The following is a 253-nucleotide window of genomic DNA, read 5'->3' as shown; positions in this document are numbered from 1 at the left end:
AGAACGCGCGCAAGGATGCCTACCACCGCATCGCCCAGACCAACGAGACCCTGGTCGGCGGCGCCTTCACTGCCGGGCGCAACGCGACCCTGATTGCCAACGGCGCCAAGGCGGATGGCCAGGGCAACGTCACCGCGGTGGGCGCGACGATCGCTGCCGGCACGGGCCAGGCGAGTTTGATCGCAAACAACGACATCACGGTCCAGAACGCGAGGACCGCGCACGGCCAGGCGCGCGAGAGCTACGACCGCAG

1 protein-coding gene is annotated in these 253 nt (G+C 69.2%); it reads left to right on the top strand.

From position 1 onward, the window contains the following. On the top strand, positions 1-253 hold a 253-nt coding region (locus VTU_RS29900; protein WP_010109440.1), incomplete at both ends, for a hemagglutinin repeat-containing protein.

The organism is Verminephrobacter aporrectodeae subsp. tuberculatae At4, from assembly GCF_000193225.1.
GTDB lineage: Bacteria > Pseudomonadota > Gammaproteobacteria > Burkholderiales > Burkholderiaceae_C > Acidovorax > Acidovorax aporrectodeae.
This window is presented reverse-complemented; position numbering and strand designations above follow the sequence as displayed.